The 15,892-nt window shown below is 34.6% G+C and carries 11 protein-coding genes; 3 read left to right on the top strand and 8 right to left on the bottom strand.

Annotated elements, in window-relative coordinates; all coding sequences use genetic code 11:
* Positions 1–26: 26 nt before the first annotated feature.
* The gene (locus P700755_RS00525; RefSeq protein WP_015022801.1) at positions 27–1,208 is read right to left on the bottom strand and encodes a Pycsar system effector family protein; all 1,182 of its coding nucleotides are present in this window, start codon (positions 1,206–1,208) and stop codon (positions 27–29) included.
* Positions 1,209–1,250: 42 nt separating this feature from the next.
* Here P700755_RS00525 and P700755_RS00520 point away from each other — a divergent pair, with 42 nt between their 5' ends.
* On the top strand, positions 1,251–4,979 hold the full coding sequence (locus P700755_RS00520; protein WP_015022800.1) for a metallophosphoesterase: 3,729 nt from the start codon (positions 1,251–1,253) through the stop codon (positions 4,977–4,979).
* Here the strand turns inward: P700755_RS00520 and P700755_RS00515 are convergent.
* Positions 4,976–5,719: a C40 family peptidase gene (locus P700755_RS00515; RefSeq protein ID WP_015022799.1), complete on the bottom strand. Its 744-nt coding sequence runs from the start codon at positions 5,717–5,719 to the stop codon at positions 4,976–4,978. The genes P700755_RS00520 and P700755_RS00515 overlap by 4 nt on opposite strands.
* A 16-nt stretch (positions 5,720–5,735) precedes the next feature.
* On the bottom strand, positions 5,736–6,911 hold the full coding sequence (locus P700755_RS00510) for an acetyl-CoA C-acyltransferase (RefSeq protein ID WP_015022798.1): 1,176 nt from the start codon (positions 6,909–6,911) through the stop codon (positions 5,736–5,738).
* Positions 6,912–7,094: 183 nt separating this feature from the next.
* Here P700755_RS00510 and P700755_RS00505 point away from each other — a divergent pair, with 183 nt between their 5' ends.
* Positions 7,095–9,137: an HD family phosphohydrolase gene (locus P700755_RS00505; protein ID WP_015022797.1), complete on the top strand. Its 2,043-nt coding sequence runs from the start codon at positions 7,095–7,097 to the stop codon at positions 9,135–9,137.
* A 1-nt stretch (position 9,138) separates the two neighbouring features.
* On the top strand, positions 9,139–9,846 hold the full coding sequence (cmk, locus tag P700755_RS00500; RefSeq protein ID WP_015022796.1) for a (d)CMP kinase: 708 nt from the start codon (positions 9,139–9,141) through the stop codon (positions 9,844–9,846).
* Here the strand turns inward: cmk and gap are convergent.
* The 5 genes from gap to P700755_RS00475 all read right to left on the bottom strand — a co-directional run bounded on the left by gap (position 9,827) and on the right by P700755_RS00475 (position 15,891).
* The gene (gene gap, locus P700755_RS00495) at positions 9,827–10,828 is read right to left on the bottom strand and encodes a type I glyceraldehyde-3-phosphate dehydrogenase (RefSeq protein ID WP_015022795.1); all 1,002 of its coding nucleotides are present in this window, start codon (positions 10,826–10,828) and stop codon (positions 9,827–9,829) included. The two genes, cmk and gap, sit on opposite strands and share 20 nt — an antisense overlap.
* Positions 10,829–10,830: 2 nt before the next feature.
* Entirely contained in the window at positions 10,831–11,730 is a 900-nt protein-coding gene (gene lipA / locus P700755_RS00490) for a lipoyl synthase (protein WP_015022794.1), read from the bottom strand.
* Between the two features lie 214 nt (positions 11,731–11,944).
* Positions 11,945–12,574 carry a PAQR family membrane homeostasis protein TrhA gene (gene trhA, locus P700755_RS00485; RefSeq protein ID WP_015022793.1) on the bottom strand — a complete coding sequence of 210 codons (630 nt, stop codon included), beginning with the start codon at positions 12,572–12,574 and terminating at the stop codon, positions 11,945–11,947.
* A gap of 126 nt (positions 12,575–12,700) precedes the next feature.
* Positions 12,701–13,627, bottom strand: a complete 927-nt coding sequence (locus tag P700755_RS00480; protein WP_245535978.1) for a PorP/SprF family type IX secretion system membrane protein — start codon at positions 13,625–13,627, stop codon at positions 12,701–12,703.
* A gap of 2 nt (positions 13,628–13,629) precedes the next feature.
* Entirely contained in the window at positions 13,630–15,891 is a 2,262-nt protein-coding gene (locus P700755_RS00475; RefSeq protein ID WP_015022791.1) for a T9SS type B sorting domain-containing protein, read from the bottom strand.
* Position 15,892: the final 1 nt, after the last annotated feature.

Genomic DNA, 15,892 nt, shown 5'->3' with positions numbered 1-15,892 from the left:
AAGTTAATTCGTTTCTATGCTCGAATTCAAGAAACATTAAAAGCGATAAAAAAACTAACTACAGAGATAATAATACCTACCATAAATGTTGTGTAAGTCAACCTTAGGAGGCGATATTTTCTTTCTAATACTTTTCCTAGCAAGTAAAGGTCCTTTACCAAAGCTTCATAGACATAATCTTTGTCTTTTATAATCTCCTTTACTCCCCATAAATAGTCTTTAAAGCTCATTTTATGAAAATTCCCAAAAAATAAAATATTCACATCCCTATCTTCTACTTGTTTTTTGGTGAATTCTCCAGAAGTCACGTTGGGTCTTGTAGATAATATCGACAGAATAATTGATGCTACGCTAAAACAGATCAAAATAAGAGTAGGAATCATTAAATGTTGGTTACTTGGGTTATCTAATTTTGGGATGATATTAGCCAAAGCTAAAGAAATGATAATCGCATTTACCGATAAGAGAATATTTGCTTTTGTATCGGCGATATCACTTAGCTTAATGTGATTTCTTAAGGTGACCCTAAATAAGGTTTGTATACTCCTTTCTGGATTGCTGTTTTTGTACTGAGCCTTAAATTTTTCTTTTAATTTTCCTTTTTCCTCTTTTCTCTTCTTCTTGTCCTTATCTTTAATAAGATCGATTAAATTCTTTTGCTTTAAAGTATTCCAATTTTTAATGGCATAATCTGTATAAAATTGATGCTGACTTGAAAGCATATCGATATTAAGATCAAGCCACTCTTTAGGACTGTATGAATTTCCTTGTAAATAAAATTCCTGTCTCAATAATTCGCTTATCTCTTTAAAGTCTTCTCTAGCAAAATGAGAACAGTCGGCATCTTTTAGGATTTTCTCAATATCCGTTGTGGGTTGCACACCAAGTTTTGTGATACCAATAGCTTTTTCAATAATCGAAAGATCATCTTCAGACAGGTTATGCTCTTTCAGGAAGCTCCTTGCTATCAGTTTGCTCTCTTTTTCATGATTTTCATTAGACCTTGTATGTCCTGTGTCGTGGAACCATGCGGCAAGAAGGAGCAAGTTTTTATCTTGAGGACTTAGGTTTTTTTTCTCCGCTAGAAACTCAGCATTTTCAACAACTCTTTTAGTATGATTGAAATTATGGTATACATATATATTAGATAACTTATCTTTGAATAAATGCAAAACAAAAGTTTCAACCTTAGAAAGTAAATCTGCCATTTTTCTATATTTAAGAGACTATAATTTAAGTTTTATTTAAGAATGAGAAAAAAAATACAATTGATTGTGCTTTGCCTGGTTTTTGTTTCCTGTGCAACTTACGAAGTTAAGTATAAAAACTTAGAAAAATTCGAATCGATTTTTTATCCTGAGGATAAAACTAGGTTACAGCGCTTTTATCTTATAGGGGATACAGGATATGAAAAGTTAGATTCTGTTCCACCAGGCCTTCAAGCTTTTCGAAAATTTGCAGAGGAAATAGATACCCAAACAGATAAGCTTATTATTTTGGGGGATAATATTTATCCTGCAGGTTTGCCAAGTGAAGGGGAAGACGATAGGGTGCAAGCAGAACAAATTATCGACAGGCAAACGTCAAGTCTTGACTTTTTTGAAGGGGATGTTCATTTTATTCCAGGGAATCACGATTGGTATTCAGAAGGTATTCAGTCTTTAGAAAACCAGAAGGAGCGAATTGAAGACGCTTTGCCAAACCAAGATTCACCTTGGTTGCCAAGGCCAGGCTGTGGGATGTCTTTCGTAGACATTTCAGACGATGTTCATCTTATTATTCTAGATTCTCAATGGGTTTTACAAAATTGGGACAACACACCACAAATCAATAGAGATTGTGAAGACATTAAAACGCGGGATCAATTTTACGGTGAATTTGAAACCGAGCTCAAAAAAAATCAGAATAAAACGACACTTGTAGCACTTCATCATCCCTTGTATACCAATGGAATTCACGGGGGGACTTTCGAATTTGTAAAGCATTTGTTTCCTTCTCAACGCAAAGTTCCTTTACCTGTTTTGGGATCTTTAGCTAATATGATAAGGGCCACAGGGGGGATTTCTGTACAAGACACTCAAAATAATCAATATCGAGAGATGGTAGATAGGATCTCTGCTATTGCAAGTCGTTGGAATAAAGTCATTTTCGCTTCTGGCCATGAGCATAATCTGCAATACATTGAGCACGATTTGGTAAAGCAGATTGTTTCTGGTTCTGGATCTAAAGTGTCTTATGTCAAACTAGGAAGTGATGGTGAGTTCGCCTATCCTGGTTATGGTTTTGCTATTTTTGATGTTTTCAAGGATGGTTCCTCTTGGGTACAATTTTACTCAGCTAACGAAGATGAATCACAACTGATATTTCAGAAGGAGGTTTATAGTCCAGATGAGATTTTTGATTTAAATCAGTTTTCAGAGAAGTTTCCAGAAACAGTAAAAGCTTCTATTTATGAAGAGTTTAAACTAGAGCAAACCAATTTTTTTGAAAGTATATGGGGAGAGCGGTACAGAGATATGTACGGAAGATCTATTGAAATGCCAGTTCTTAATTTGGACTCTGCATACGGAGGTCTTCTTCCAATTCGATTAGGGGGCGGCATGCAAACCAATTCTTTAAGGTTAGAAGATAGTTTAGGCCGTCAATATAATATAAGGCAAATTAAGAAAAATCCTATACGTTTATTGCAGCAGTTCGTCTATCCAGATAAGAACTTAACTGGGGAATTTGACGATACTGCAGTAGAAGAGTTATTACTAGATTTTCTAACCTCGGCACACCCATTTTCATTTATGGCAGTACCAGATCTAGCAAAAGCTTTAGATATATACCACACCAATCCAAAATTAGTTTACATTCCAAAACAAAAAGCTTTAGGGGAGTTTAATGTTAAACATGGTGATGCAATTTACATGATAGAGGAACGTCCAGAAAGTAACTGGATGGGAACAGAAGGTATGTTTGGAAACCCCAATCACGATATAGTTAGTACAGCAGATTTGATAGAACGCCTTCGTCGTGATGAAAAATACAGTGTCGATGAATCTGGTTATTTAAGAGCTCGGTTGTTTGATATGCTATTAGGGGATTGGGACAGGCACTCAGATCAATGGCGTTGGTCTGAGTTTGAAGATGAAGATGGAAATCATACTTTCAAACCTATTCCAAGAGATAGAGATCAAGTTTTCGCCAATTTCGATGGTGGTTTTTTTGATGCGATTCGGACTATTAGTAGCTTTCCTAAAATTTATCATCCTTATACTAGTGATATTAAATACTTAAGATGGTTCAATAATTCTGGATTGGGACTCGATAGAATTATCATACGGAATGCAACTGAAGAAGATTGGATAAAAGAAGCTCTTTATATTCAAAATCACTTGTCTGAGGAGGTGATCCAAAAAGCCTTCAGTCATTTCCCAAAAGAAATCAATAAAAGAAATACTAAAGTTTTAATCAAAACCTTTAAAGAGAGACTCGGAAATCTAGAGTCTATAGCAAAACGCTATAGCAATATCCTAAATGAATATGCTATTTTGAGTGCTACGGATAAAGACGATATTATTGATGTTGACAGGTTTGAAAATGGAAAGACTCGAGTTCGAGTATATAGAAACAAAGGTGGAGATCGTGAAAGTTTGATGATTGATAAAACTTTTGACTCCGAACAGACCAAAGAATTATGGATTTATGGTTTAGATGAAACGGATGAGTTTTACGTTAATGGCGATTTTAAAAGCAAAATAAAAGTAAGATTAATTGGAGGGCATGACGAGGATGAGTATACTATAAATTCTGGTCAACGAACTATAATTTACGATTATAAATCTTTTGAAAATACAGTAAAAAAGAAGTCGAAGGCTAGAGTTGTAGAGTCTGATGATTATGAACAAAATCTCTTCAACAAAAATAGAAAAATATCCTCTTCCAATACGTTTTTACCAAGGCTAGGTTTTAACCCAGATGATGGATTGCTTTTTGGTTTACAAACCACACATGCATTTAACGGATTTCAAGTCAATCCGTTTACATATCGGCACAAATTAAGAGCAGGATTATACACTTCTACGGGTGGTTTCGATCTTGGTTATGAAGGGGAGTTCGCTAACGTGATAGGGAATTATAATTTTGTGACTAGTATAGACTATACAAGCCCAAATTTTGCTAGGAACTTTTTTGGAATTGGAAATGATTCAGAAAACCGTGATGATGAGTTGGGTAAAGACTATAACAGGGTTAAAATAAGACGCATTGAAGCTGAAATCGGTCTTAGAAAAGCATCTGCCTATGGTAGTATTTTTGAACATAAATTGAGCTATCAAAACTATAGAGTCCAAAGAACTGAAGGTCGATTTATTGACGAAGCTAGTGCAGAATTACTATCGAATAATCCTGATTTTTTTGATACTCAAAATTTTGTGTCTTACAGGTCTTCCTATCAATATAAAAGCTTGGATGATAACTTAAACCCTAAGCGTGGAATGGATTTTAAAATTGAAGCTGGTGCGACTATGAATGTAGAAAATACAGATCAGCATTTTTTCTTTTTGAATCCATATTTAGAATTTTATAATCCTATTTCTTTAGATAAGAAATGGGTGCTGAGAACCAAAGCAGCTTCTCAGCTTCTTTTCGATGATAATTATGAATTTTATCAAGCAGCTATATTGGGAGCAAATAATGGGTTAAGAGGTTTTCGAAGAGATCGATTTATAGGTCAGCAAAGCTTAGTAGGTAATGTCGATTTGAGACATAGCTTCAATACTATAAGGACTAGTGTGATGCCTCTTCAGTTTGGAGTGTTTGGCGGTTTAGATGTAGGTAGGGTTTGGTCTGATGTTCCAGAATCTAACCAGTGGAGAAATAATTATGGACTTGGATTTTGGGTGAATGGCGCTGATTTATTCGCGGGAACCTTCAATTTTTTCCATAGTGAAGAAGGATTTTGGTTCTCTTTTGGTTTTGGAACAAGCTTTTAAACTATTTTTTTGATAACTCTTAGATTGTGTGAATAGCGATTGATATCTTCATTAAAAATACCTGAATGATCAATCCTATCGATCCTCACTTTGCCATGGGCATGAATAATATAATTATTTTTCATTATAATCCCAACGTGTATAATGTCTCCTTCTTCATTATCAAAAAAGGCTAGATCGCCAGGTTCGCTTTCTTCGATAAAAGAAAGAGCTTGACCTTGTTTAGCTTGTTGATAAGCATCTCTATGAAGATGTATGAGGCTTATTTTATAAACCATTTGAGTAAATCCACTACAATCAATTCCAAATGGAGATTTACCTCCCCATAAATAAGGAGAGTTGAGATAAAGCATAGCTGTATCTACAAGTTGTGTTTTGTTATAGTTCGCATTGGTAGAGCCATCGAAGTGATGACTAAGGAGTTCTGAAGCGTGAACCGCAGAACCAATGCAAACAGGCATCAATTGACTGGAAGAGGTGGTCATTAAACCAATTAAATCTGTAGAATAAGTCGATGTCTTTTGAAGGTTTTGAAATGTCAATTCATCGATTTTGAAAGCTTGTTTCTCATCTATCCAGCCATCATAACTATCAAAAGCTATACGAATTTTAATCCATTTTGGTCTTATTTCAGTAATCTCGAAATGATCCCCATAAAGCAACTGGGTAACCATTTCTGAAGTATCGTTAGCTTCTGCTCTTACAGGCACAACACTTAGAGGACAAATTCCGTATAGCATTTTGAAGTATTAAGATTTATCGTTCTAAAATCATAGCAGAAGCACCTCCGCCGCCATTGCATATAGCAGCAGCTCCAAGCTTAGCATTATTTTGTTTCATAATATGTATAAGCGTAATCAGTATTCTTACCCCAGAGCAGCCTAATGGATGTCCTAAAGAAACCGCACCACCATTTACGTTAACCTTACTACTGTCTAAGCTTAGCAATTTAGTATTGGCAATACCAACAACAGAAAAGGCTTCGTTAAATTCAAAAAAGTCGATATCTTCTTTGGATACTTTTGCTTTTTTAAGTGCTAGAGGCAATGCTTTTGCAGGAGCAGTAGTGAAACGCTCAGGCTCTTGAGCAGCATCAGCATAGCCTTTTATAGTTGCTAAAATTTCAAGCCCCAATTCCTCAGCTTTTTCCTTAGTCATCAAAATCACGGCACCAGCACCGTCATTTATACCAGAGGAATTTGCAGCTGTTGCAGTGCCATCTTTGCTAAACGCAGGCCTTAAGCTAGAAATTTTATCAAGATTGATATTTTTAAATTCTTCATCTTCTTTCATAATGACAGGTTCGCCGCGTCTCTGTGGAATTTCTACAGGAATAACTTCATCATCAAACTTTCCAGCTTTCCACGCTTCAGCGCTTCTTCTGTAAGATTCTTTAGCGAATTCATCTTGTTCTTCTCTAGAAATTTGGTGTTCTGTGGCGCATAAGTCCGCGCAAGTTCCCATGGCATTATTGTCATAAGCATCCACTAGACCATCCCTTTGTAGGCCGTCAACCATTTGAGCTGGTCCAAATTTTTGACCTTTTCTCAAATGCAAGTAATGAGGAATCATACTCATATTTTCCATTCCACCGGCAACAACGATTTCAGCATCACCTAACGCAATAGCTTGAGCGGCTTGCATTACAGCTTTCATACCACTAGCACAAACTTTATTGACGGTGGTACAAGGGACAGTATTTGGAATACCAGCACCCATGGCTGCTTGTCTTGCTGGTGCTTGGCCATTATTGGCTTGTACAACATTACCCATGAGGACTTCATCTACCAATTCTGGTTTTAAGTTGATTTTGGAAAGAGCTCCTTTTATGGCAATTTCTCCCAATTTAGTAGCAGGAATATTGGCTAAGCTTCCTAAAAAGCTTCCAATAGGAGTTCTTACTGCACTTACTATAACGATTTCTTTGGACATAAGAGTTTTATTTAATTATAGCGAATTTATGAATTTTATGCTAATTCAATAAGGTTAAAGGAGATCTTAAGTTATAATTATCAGTCTTATTTTTCTTTTTTCAAATTGGTTACTTCAAAAAACTATTAAATTTAGATAGAGCCTTACACCATATTATTTTTTAAATTTGAGCAACTTTAAGTTATGAAGAACCTTTTAGACAATCTTTATAAAAATCAATCTATAATCTACAAGTCTTTTCTTCTAGCGTTTAGTGTCTTCCTGATTGTTTACTTTTTTCCAACTGGTGGTCAATTCAAATATGAAATCATAAAAAGTAAACCATGGCAATATGAAAACTTGTATGCGCCATTTGATTTTGCGATTTTAAAGTCTAACGAAGAAATTTCTGCAGAAAAATCTAAAATCATAGAAACCCATATCCCTTATTTTAACTACGATGTTAATACGGGAAAGGAGGTAAAAAGCAGCTGGCAAAACCAATTAAACACCTCTCAGGATTCTTTACTTATAAACAACCTAGCCATTTCAGAATTTATTTCTGGAACTATAGATGAGGTCTATGAAAATGGGATACGTATTAAAGATGAAAGTGTTAACAACTATACTATCGTTTTTTTAATTAAAGATAAAGTCGTCAACGAAGTTCTATATAAAGATATACTCACACAAGAAGATTTAAAACCTTTTTTGAATTTAAAAATTAACGAGTCAGATCTCTTATCGATTAGAAATGATTTACTAGAAGTTTTCTTTGAAGTTTTCAAAGTCAATGTGGAGTATGACAAAGCGCTCAATAAAAATCAAATCCAATCCAAATTCGACCAGATTTCTTACACTAGAGGTAGGGTGAGTAAGGGCAGTAAAATTATTGCAAAAGGAGAAACTATTGAAGGTGAAAAATTAAGAATGTTGAGGTCTCTTAAAAATGAATATGAGTCTCAAAGTCTAGAATCTTCAGCTTTTGTAGTAGTTGTCACTGGTTATACCTTTTTGGTACTTTTGTCTCTTTTGATGTTGTTGCTTTTCATAAGACAGTATAGACCAGATATCTATGATAATAACAACAAGATCACTTTTATATTTTTCAATATTTTGTTTTTAGTATTTCTCACCTTATTGATTATGAGATTGGATACAGATTATATTTATGTAGTTCCTCTCTGTATTTTACCCCTTACTTTAAAAGCTTTTTTTGATGCGAGGCTAGGGCTTTTTACACATGTGATCACAGTACTTATTCTTGGACTTGTTGTCCCTAATAGCTTTGAATATATGTTTCTTCAAATCATTGCTGGAATTGTAACCATTTTGACGGTTTCAGAATTGTATAAACGGGCAAACTTATTTATATCTGTAGTTCAGATCACCTTAGTATATATTTTTGCATATTTCGCTTTCAATATGATCAAAGAAGCTAGTATTGCAGAGATTAATTACAACAACTTTATTTATTTCTTATTGAGCGGCGTTGGCTTATTATTCGTTCAACCCCTTATTTACGCTTATGAAAAGGTCTTTGGTTTGGTATCAGACCTATCTCTTTTAGAACTATCAGATACGAATTCAAAATTATTGAAGGAATTATCCAATGTTGCTCCGGGGACTTTCCACCACTCCTTAAACGTAGCCAATCTGGCTGAAGCAGCAGCCAACGAAATTGGTGCCAATTCACTCTTAATAAGAGTTGGAGCCTTATATCACGATATAGGTAAAATGAAAAGTCCAATTTATTTTACAGAAAATCAAACTACTTCTGTTTCGCCTCATGACGAATTATCGCCTACCGAAAGTGCAGAGGTTATTATTGGTCATAGATTGGAAGGTATAGAAATAGCCAAGCGTAGAAATCTCCCAGATCGAATTATTGATTTTATAAGAACTCATCATGGGACCTCTACTGTTTATTATTTCTATGCTAAACAAAAAGAGGAGGAAGATGGGGAGGTTGCTATTGATGATTTTCGATATCCTGGTCCAATTCCATTTAGCAAGGAAACTGCTATTTTAATGATGTGTGATGCAGTAGAAGCTGCTAGTAAATCCTTAAAAGAACCCAACACACAATTGATTGATGATTTTGTTGAAAAAATTATCAACAAACAGATTGAAGAAGATCAGTTTATCAACGCCAATATCACCTTTAAAGAAATTCAATCTATTAAGAAGATTTTAAAGGCAAAATTGAATAACATCTACCATTTAAGAATTGAATACCCAGATTAATATGAAACCCATCGTTATTGCCATAGACGGCCATTCTTCAACTGGAAAAAGTACAGTTGCCAAACAATTAGCTAAAGCTTTAGAATATAAATACGTGGATACAGGTGCCATGTACAGAGCGGTTACACTTTATAGCATGAGGCATAACTGGATTGAAGAAGGGTCTGCGGATATAGCTCACATTATAAATAGTTTGCCTTCTATTGATATCAATTTTGAATATAATCCAGAAGAAGGGACTAATGATGTGATTTTAAATGGAGAAAATGTAGAGCGAGAAATAAGAGCTATGAAAGTTTCTGAACATGTAAGTAGTGTAGCAAAAATTGATGAGGTTAGAAAAAAGCTAGTTCAAATTCAAAAAGAACTGGGAGACCAAAAGGGTATCGTGATGGATGGCCGAGATATTGGGAGTGTTGTATTTCCTGAAGCGGAGCTAAAAATATTTATGACGGCAAGCGCAGGAATAAGAGCTAAACGCCGTTATTCAGAATTAAAAGATAAAGGAGAAGACATCTTGTTTGAGGAGGTGTTAGAAAACGTGGAACATAGAGATGAGATTGATTCAAACCGTAAAAACTCACCTTTAATACAATCAGAAGATGCTATCAAAATTGATAATAGTAATTTATCACAGAAGGAGCAGTTTGATAAAATAATTATCTTGGCTAAGCAAAAAATAAATCAAATTAATTCATCTTCAAAATAAGATCTACTAGGCGACTACTATATCCTCGTTCATTATCATACCAGCCAATTAGTTTAATGAGGTTTCCACCGATCACTGAGGTCATTTCGGCATCAAAAACACAGGAATAAGGATTGCCAACAATATCGATGCTCACTAGAGGGATCTCTGTATACTGCAAAATCCCTTTGAGTTCATTTTCCGAAGCTTTTTTAAATAATTCATTGACTTCTTCTATGCTTGTAGATGTTTTTACATTCAGAGTCATATCGGTTAGCGAACCGTTTGGGACAGGAACTCGTATGCCACAACCCCCAATAACATTATTTAAATCTGGAAAAATTTTGGTCAATGCTTTAGCGGCTCCTGTGGTAGTAGGAATAATAGATTGTGTTGCAGCTCTAGCTCTTCGCAAGTCTCGGTGGGGCTTATCCTGTAAGCTCTGGTCCGATGTGTAAGAATGTACAGTGGTAATATAAGCTTGCTCTACCTGAAAAGCATCATGGATTACTTTTAGCATTGGAGCAGCATTATTGGTTGTGCAAGATGCATTAGAAATCATGATATCATCCTCTTCCAGAACATGGTCATTTACGCCTAGCACTATCATTTTTACTGAGTCATCACTTGGTGGAACACTTAAAATCACTTTTTTAGCTCCCGCGTAAAGATGGTATTTTAGCTTTTCTCCAGTTTTGAATTGACCCGTACATTCTACTAATGTATCCACTCCAAAGTCCGACCATTTTAAGTCTTGTAGTTTAGAACTACTCGTTAAAGGGAATAATTCACCTTCTACTAGAATGCCTTCTTTATTGTAAGACACTTCAAAAGGAAATTGACCATGAACGCTATCGTATTTAAGGAGATGAGAAAGCGTTCTAGCATCTGATAAATCGTTGATAGCTGTTATTTCAATATTAGGATGTTGGTATAATAAACGAAAAAGGCTTCGACCGATACGACCAAAGCCATTAATTCCTACTCTAATATGGTTTTGCATTCTTATTCTAAATGTTTGTGAGCTTTGTAAGAAGATCTTACCAGTGCAGAACTTTCAACATGTCTGAATCCTAGTTCTTTACCAATTCGCTTATAAGTTTCAAATTGCTCAGGTACAATAAATTCCTGTACAGGTAAATGTTGCTTACTCGGTTGTAAATATTGACCGATTGTGACAACGTCTACGTCTACACTTCTTAGGTCCTTCATGGTTTGGATGACTTCTTCTTCTCTCTCACCAAGACCAAGCATGATACCAGATTTAGTTCTTTTAATGCCTTGTGCTTTTAAGTATCTTAAAACCTCAAGGCTTGTATCATATTTAGCTTGTATTCTCACTTCTCTTGTTAGACGTCTCACCGTTTCCATATTGTGAGAAACAACCTCAGGTGCTACTTCTATAATCCTGTCTATATTTCTTTTATTTCCTTGAAAATCAGGAATTAAGGTCTCTAGAGTTGTAGTTGGATTCATTCTTCTGATGGCATTAACAGTTTCAGCCCAGATAATGGAACCCATATCTTTTAAGTCATCTCTATCTACAGAAGTGACTACAGCGTGTTTTACGCTCATAATTTTTATAGAACGCGCCACTTTTTCTGGTTCATCCCACTCAATATCTTCAGGTCTTCCTGTTTTTACACCACAAAAACCACAAGAGCGAGTACAGACATTACCCAAAATCATAAACGTGGCCGTCCCTTCTCCCCAACATTCACCCATATTTGGGCAACTCCCAGAGGTGCAAATCGTGTGCAAATCATATTTATCTACAAGCTTTCTAAGGTTTCGGTATTTCTCACCAGTTGGTAATTTTACACGCAACCATTTAGGCTTGCCGCTTCTTGTTTTGGTTTTATTTTCTGTAGCTAATTTCTCTTTTTCTAATACTGCAGTATCCATATTTAGCAATTTTATACAAATGTAATAAATAAAGAGTAGCTAAGCATTTGTTTGTGGCTCACAATGCTTCAATTATAGAAACTCTAAGATAATTTTAACCTGGGTTTATTTATACCTAAAGGCAAGGTGAAATTCATTGATTATTATTTATTCTGAATCTTAAGTAGATGGTTTAAGGGAAGAAACTGTTAAGCTTCAATTTAATTATTTTGTATTAAACGATGGAGAAGTAAATCATCAGGTAGTGAAAGAAGCTTCCTAAAAGAACAAAAATATGCCAAATCACATGGTTGTAAGGCATAGAGTGCTTGACATAAAAATAGATGCCTACAGAATAAAATAGGCCTCCAGCGATAAGCATTGCAAGTTCTAAACTTGAAAATTTTTCAAAAAGGGAGAAGCCATCTAAAGTGATGAGCCAACCCATTACCAAGTAGAGTAGAAGAGAAATTTTTTCAAATCTACCAGTAAAAAAAAGCTTAAGAATCACTCCTAAGGCTGCGATACTCCAAACGAGATAAAATAATAAAGTCCCATAGCTATCTTCTAATACTGTTAATACAATAGGGCTATAGGTTCCTGCAATGAGAAAATAAATACTGATATGATCTAAAACTCTCAGTTTATGCTTTAAACGGATTTTTGTTGTAAAGTGATATAAGGTAGAGGCTGTGTATAGCAATACAAGCGAAACCGAATAGAGCGAAAGACCAAGTAAAAGTTTATCGTTATGAAAGTCGATGTTGTACCATAGCCACCAAACGCCAGAGAGGGCTAAAATAAATCCAAAAGCGTGGGTTAAGGTGTTCCAGAATTCTTCTTTTTGAGTGAGTTGGTACTCCATTAAATACAGTGGACTTAGATCTCGTAAAAGTAATCTAAACACTCAATCTAAAACCACAAATCTGAATAGATTGTGACCCATTGAGATTTTTGTCAAAAGCTAAATAGATAAAGCTTTCTTGATCTTTTAATAGGTAAAGCAGCCACAAGAATCTCTCCTAAATCTTTCTTTAGCTCTATAGCTGATCATAAAAGAATGTATGCCCCCGTTATACTGAGCAAAGCTGTTAATAGATGTATCATAGGCATACCCTGCCATGATTTGATCTGTAATCCTAAGACCAACAAATGCACCAGCTGTGACATTATGTTCATAATTTGCGCTTGCATAAAACTTATCTTTCCAGTTCAAGTTAAATGAAACCAAAGCACTGTATGGAGCTCCTTTAGTGATTCTTACCATTACTGTAGGTTGAATATACACCTCACTTTTTAACTCAATTTTATAGCCCGTAGTTATAAAATAATTAGGAGTAGTACTGGATATTGTTTGGCTGAAGTCTTCTATAAAATTTGTGATTAAAAAATTCGGAACCGAAACGCCAGCAAAAAAATTTTCTGTGTGAAGAAAAAATCCTGTTCCAAAGATTGGGCTTAATTTAGATAAATTACCATTTGCATTAAATTCCACTTGATCTTCAATAGAAAACAATGAGTAATCAATGGCATAATTATTCACTCCAAATTTTATACCTGTAGAAAGAGACCAGTTTTTGTCTAGCCTAATGTGATAAGCTACATTTCCAACTACTCTATTTTCTTTGGTAGCACCAATATTGTCGCTCATTATATCAAAACCAACTCCGAGATTAAAGAACTCGATTTTATCATGTCCGGTGATAATTAAAGTTTCTGGTGCACCATCAAAACCAACCCATTGGGAAGTATAAAAGGCATTTGCGCTATAACCATTAGAACTTCCTGCGTAAGCGGGATTATACACCAATGGTGCATAAATAAAGTTAGATAATTTCACATCGGTTTGAGCTTGTAATTGAACTCCAATCCCAGTGAAAATTAGTAATATATATCCTATATTTTTTAGAAATTTCATTTTCATCCGTTATTATTTTCCACTTGTATAAATCCTTTTTTAGTGTTTTTATTACATGGTGATTTATAATTTAAAATATAGAAGTAGGTTCCCTTTGGTAAAAAATTAGATTGGCTAATTTTTCCTCCAACATTCGACATTCCTTTAAAAGTATTATTTATATTTTCATAGTTAGTAGTTTCCCAAACTAATTTTCCATAGCGGTTGTAGATTTTCATTTCATTTTCAGGAAATAATTCCATGTTGATGACATTAAGTTTTTCGTTTAAGTTATTTCCATTAATTGTTATGAAATTGTTGACTTTTAGAATACCCTCAATAATGCGAATTTCAACTCTTAGAGTTTGGCTACTTAAGCATTTTAAAGATTCATCAAAATTTCTAGCATATAAAATGGCGCTTTCTTCAATTAAATGATCATTAGGTAGCGCATCATAGCTAGAGGGTGAAAAATACCACTTGATACCTGTTCCTTTTACATTAAGATCACTAAGCATTGGTTGGTCTTCAATGCAAAACTCCTGAAAAGGTTCTCCTTGAGGAGGATTAATTTGATTGATGTAATCTGGTTCGATTTCGATTTCAAGCAATTCAATACACCCGTTGTCATCCATGACATCAATATCATAGATACCAGGTTCAAGATTTTCAAAAAGAAAGGTTTTATTTCCAGGACCAAAATTAGAGGTATACGGAGGGGTCCCTCCATTTACGAAAAGAGTGATGGTCCCATCGTCTATACCAAAACAATTTACTTGAGTAGTTTGGAAACTTACTTTTAATGGTGCTGGTTTATTGATAAAAACGTCAAGAAATTCTGTGCAGTTGCTTGCATCTGTAACGACAAGCTTATAGGTTCCCTCAATAGACAAGTTACTGATGCTGGCTTGGGTACTTGTAAAGCCATCGGGACCAGTCCATTGGTATTCATAAGAACCATCAGTAAACTGTCTACCACCATTTACATTGACATCTATAAAACCATCAGCCGTATTAAAACAGCTTATACTTTCTGTATAATGGTCAATCTCTAAAACGTTTGCACCCTCAATTTTAACACTAACTTCTTCATTACAATTGTACTTATCTATAATGATAGCTTTATAAGTTCCGGGTTGTAGATTGTTCAATATTGCACCTGTATCTCCAGTATCCCAAACGATATTGTAGGGTTCTGTTCCACCAGTTATGTCTAGTGTTATAGTGCCATCTTCTTTAAAGACACAAGTTTCATCTTTACTATTTATTGTAATGTCTATAGGGTCGGGCATGACTAACTCCACATCTTTCGAAGCAATCCAAACAGAATTATCGTAAATATTTATTTTATATAGACCTGGACCGACATCAGTCAAGTTTTTTTCAGTAGAAATCACATCATCAACCTCATTTTTCCATTCGTACTGATATGCAAGACCATTTGAATCTGTCTCGAGAAGATTTCCCCCTAAGATATCAATATTTATAAAGCCATTAAAATCATCTGATAAATTTTGAGGACTGAAAGCACCAAGAATTTCAATTTTACTATTACAAACGACAGCTGTTTTTTCAACAACACGAATTTCAATAGGCTTCTGTTCATTTGTATTAAAACCATCAATATCAGTATTTTTATCGGTCGCAACGATGATGGAATATCCAGCATCGATATTTTCTTGATTTTGAGTTGTAGCGATAACTACTTTATCTTTAAGCCATTTGAAAGTGTAAGCTAAATTAATACTAGTAGCGGACGTTAATATTCTACTGGTGAATTCTCTTACAAATACTTTAAACTTATTATTATTTGAGGTTATATCAGGAAAAGTAATAGAATTTATTAGTGTATGTATTTCTGATATATAAATATGATCTTCAACTTGAGTACATGTTATTGAATCGCCCTGGTCTATAAATTGGGGAGTAACAGGTATATCAGGATTAAAAAATTCGAAGTTGCCATTATTGTTTAAATGATTGGTGCATCTTAAAAATGTTTTTGTACCACTTTGTCTATCACTATTGTATCCTACATGGCCTAAAATGTTATCTATATTTAATTCTGAAGTAGAAGGAGGATTTAAGGCTTGATTGATGAAATTTTTGAAGAAAGATGTAACAGATTTACTTGATTTAAAATTATTAAGATTGTCAATTTTTACTCCAGCTATAAGTTTCGTTTCTTGCGCGCTTGATTCTTCTTTGGGGATTAGACTGAGAATAGCTAATCCAACAATGAAAGAACATCGAATAAAAAATGAGTTGAGTAGTTTTATTTTCATT

It is taken from the genome of Psychroflexus torquis ATCC 700755 (genome assembly GCF_000153485.2).
In the GTDB taxonomy this organism is placed as follows: Bacteria; Bacteroidota; Bacteroidia; order Flavobacteriales; family Flavobacteriaceae; genus Psychroflexus; species Psychroflexus torquis.
Note: the sequence above shows the minus strand (reverse complement) of the source record. Positions and strands in the feature narration are given on the sequence as shown.

What these genes read in the sequence shown, in the direction of transcription:
- P700755_RS00525 (WP_015022801.1), bottom strand. Translation starts at nt 1,208, where the DNA reads ATGGCAGATTTACTTTCTAAGGTTGAAACTTTTGTTTTGCATTTATTC.
- trhA (WP_015022793.1), bottom strand. Translation starts at nt 12,574, where the DNA reads ATGGAGTACCAACTCACTCAAAAAGAAGAATTCTGGAACACCTTAACC.
- P700755_RS00505 (WP_015022797.1), top strand. Translation starts at nt 7,095, where the DNA reads ATGAAGAACCTTTTAGACAATCTTTATAAAAATCAATCTATAATCTAC.
- P700755_RS00520 (WP_015022800.1), top strand. Translation starts at nt 1,251, where the DNA reads ATGAGAAAAAAAATACAATTGATTGTGCTTTGCCTGGTTTTTGTTTCC.
- gap (WP_015022795.1), bottom strand. Translation starts at nt 10,828, where the DNA reads ATGCAAAACCATATTAGAGTAGGAATTAATGGCTTTGGTCGTATCGGT.
- P700755_RS00510 (WP_015022798.1), bottom strand. Translation starts at nt 6,911, where the DNA reads ATGTCCAAAGAAATCGTTATAGTAAGTGCAGTAAGAACTCCTATTGGA.
- P700755_RS00480 (WP_245535978.1), bottom strand. Translation starts at nt 13,627, where the DNA reads ATGAAATTTCTAAAAAATATAGGATATATATTACTAATTTTCACTGGG.
- lipA (WP_015022794.1), bottom strand. Translation starts at nt 11,730, where the DNA reads ATGGATACTGCAGTATTAGAAAAAGAGAAATTAGCTACAGAAAATAAA.
- P700755_RS00515 (WP_015022799.1), bottom strand. Translation starts at nt 5,719, where the DNA reads ATGCTATACGGAATTTGTCCTCTAAGTGTTGTGCCTGTAAGAGCAGAA.
- P700755_RS00475 (WP_015022791.1), bottom strand. Translation starts at nt 15,891, where the DNA reads ATGAAAATAAAACTACTCAACTCATTTTTTATTCGATGTTCTTTCATT.
- cmk (WP_015022796.1), top strand. Translation starts at nt 9,139, where the DNA reads ATGAAACCCATCGTTATTGCCATAGACGGCCATTCTTCAACTGGAAAA.